We start from the raw sequence: 2,384 nt of genomic DNA, 5'->3' as shown, positions 1-2,384 counted from the left end.
GCCGGGTCGGCCTGCCGCCGGCCGCCCGCGCGGGGTGGCCCGTGACGAGGCGGCGAGGTCCGGCCGCCCGCCGCGGGCTGCCTGGGGCCCGCGGCGCCGCCGCGCGCGCTCAGCCCGGGGTCGGGGAGTCAGCGGCGTGACCGGTTCGGCGGTGTCGGCGGTTCGGCAAGCCAGCGGATCAGCGGTGGAAGCCGTTGGAGAGCCGGACCGCCGCGTCGATCACCGCGCTGCCGTACACCCGCCCCGGCGTGTGGGACATCCGGGCGACGGGCCCGGAGATGGACAGCGCGGCCACCACCCGGCCGCCCGGGCCGCGCACCGGGGCGGCCACCGCGGCGATGCCGTGCTCCCGGCTGCCGATGCTCTGCGCCCAGCCCTGCCGTCGCACGCCGGACAGGGTGGCCGCGGTGAACTGCGCGCCGCGCAGCCCCTCGTACAGGTCCTCGGGGCGCTCCCAGGCGAGCAGCACCTGGGAGACCGGCCCGGCGTTCATGGGCAGCGCGGCGCCGACCGGCACCCGGTCCTGGGCGGTCGGGTTGCCGGGCGCGGCGGCCTCGGCGACGCAGATGCGCATGTTGCCCCGGCGCCGGTAGAGCCGGGCGCTGGCGCCGGTCACGTCGCGCAGGTCGCCCAGCACCGGCTCGGCGGAGGTGGCCAGTTGGTCGCGGCAGGCCTCGACGGCCATCAGCCCGAGGCGCGGCCCGAGGATGAACCGGCCCTGCGGGTCGCGGGCCAGCAGCCGCAGCCGCTCCAGGGCCAGCACGAGCCGGTGCACGGTGGGCCGCTTCAGGCCGGTGTCGGAGACGAGCCGCGACAGCGACGCCGGGCCTGCCTCCAGCACGCCCAGCAGAAGCGACGCCTTGTCGAGCACCCCGACTCCGCTCTGCATTTCCTTCTCGGGCGCTGAGGTGGTCATGTGCCTGCCTCCTCGTCGAGCCGGTCGCTCCCGTGCGCGAGGACCGTCCATATCCTCGGCGTCCCCGGCATGTTCGGATCCTCGGCATTTCGTGAAACTTTTCGAGAAGACCCGGCGCGGCGGGAACAGCGTGTACCGGGCCTTCAACATTTCCAACGGCTCACGAGGGCGGTGAACCGTCGGTGAGAATTTCCTCTTCCGAAACGTCCGCGCCGCCCGGCTGCCGCCGTACCGCGTCGGACCGGAATCGGAATTCCCTCCCGCTCATGTGTATCCGCGACGCCATAGCGCCGCAATGACGGCTACAGGAAGCTGCCAGCCGAAGATGGGCTACCGGCGAGTCGGGGTCGGCGGCACGGCAGGCAGTAGCCCCAACTCGGCGGCGCGGACCCCCGCCTGGAACCGGGAGTTCGCCCCGAGGAGGCTCATGATCTCGGCGACGTACCGCCGGTAGGTGCGGACCGAGACGGCCAGCTCCCGCGCGGCGACCTCGTCGGTGACCCCCTGCCGCAGCCACTCCAGGATGGTGCGCACCATGGCGGTGCGGGCGCGGTCGCCGAAGTCGATGCGCTCGGTGACCGCCAGGGCGCTGCGCCAGATGCCGCCGAACAGCGTTTGCAGCGTCTCGATGACGCCCGCGTCCCGGATGGTCGAGGCGCGGCGGCCCACCGCCGAGTCCGCGCACACCAGCGCGGCCCGGCCGTCCACGATGACGGCCGCGAGCGGCGGCACGCGCGCGGCGCGCACCTCAAGGGCCGCGCCGTCCCCGGTGTGCCGGCGTACGAAGTCCCGGTCCAGCGTGTGCTGCGCGCACAGCACGCGCGTACGGACCGCCGCGCCGCCCGCCAGGAGCCAGTCGTGCAGCACGGAATACAGCGCGCGCGTGTGGGCGGTGTCGGAGGCGAGCACGATGTCGACCTCGCCGGACGCCTCGCCGAGCAGATCCCGGGCGGCGGCGAGAATATCCTCGTCGTCCGTCTCCACGGCGGCGACCCAGGAATTCCGGGTCAGCCGGTCCCGGTGTTTGACGACGGTGGATTCCACGAGGGCCCGGACGGCGAGGAGTTCCCGGGCGATGTCGTCCTCGATCCGCCCGCCGGCCGGCTCTCGGCGCGGCCCGCCGGCCGGCTCGCGGCGCCGGTCGCCGGTCCGGTCGCTTCCCGGCGCCGGGAGATCCGCGGGACCTCCGCCGCCGGGGTCCGGTGGACTTGCGGGGCCACCGGGCCCGTACGGGTCGCCGTACGGGCCGTACGGGCCGTCGTGCACGCCGTACGGGCCGTCGTACGGGCCGTGCACGCCGTACGGGCCGGCGGTGCCGTACGCGTCGTCGTACACGCCGTCGTACGCGCTGTGCGGACCGTACGCGTCGTCGTGCGCGGCCCGGTCTCCGCGGCCCTCGTCCCCGGCCGGGCCGCCGTCGACCGGGTCCGCGCCGGGGCGGCCGCGCGCGGCGGCGCGGCGCCGCGAC

The 2,384-nt window shown here is 75.6% G+C and carries 2 protein-coding genes; both read right to left on the bottom strand.

Annotation, left to right across the window (positions count from 1 at the left end; all coding sequences use genetic code 11):
- Positions 1 to 178 precede the first annotated feature (178 nt).
- Positions 179 to 916 (bottom strand): IclR family transcriptional regulator C-terminal domain-containing protein, encoded by a 738-nt coding sequence (locus RKE29_RS29370; RefSeq protein WP_312008755.1) that lies wholly within the window; start codon positions 914 to 916, stop codon positions 179 to 181.
- Between the two features lie 330 nt (positions 917 to 1,246).
- Positions 1,247 to 2,384: hypothetical protein (locus RKE29_RS29365; protein WP_312008754.1), on the bottom strand; the 1,138-nt coding region annotated here is incomplete at its 5' end.

Origin of the sequence: Streptomyces sp. B1866, from assembly GCF_031932565.1 — a bacterium.
Taxonomy (GTDB): Bacteria; Actinomycetota; Actinomycetes; order Streptomycetales; family Streptomycetaceae; genus Streptomyces.
The sequence above is the reverse complement of the archived record's forward strand: the minus strand, read 5'-3'. Positions and strand labels throughout refer to the sequence as shown.

Coding starts and splice junctions, on each gene's coding strand:
- RKE29_RS29370 (WP_312008755.1), bottom strand. CDS start 916: ATGACCACCTCAGCGCCCGAGAAGGAAATGCAGAGCGGAGTCGGGGTG.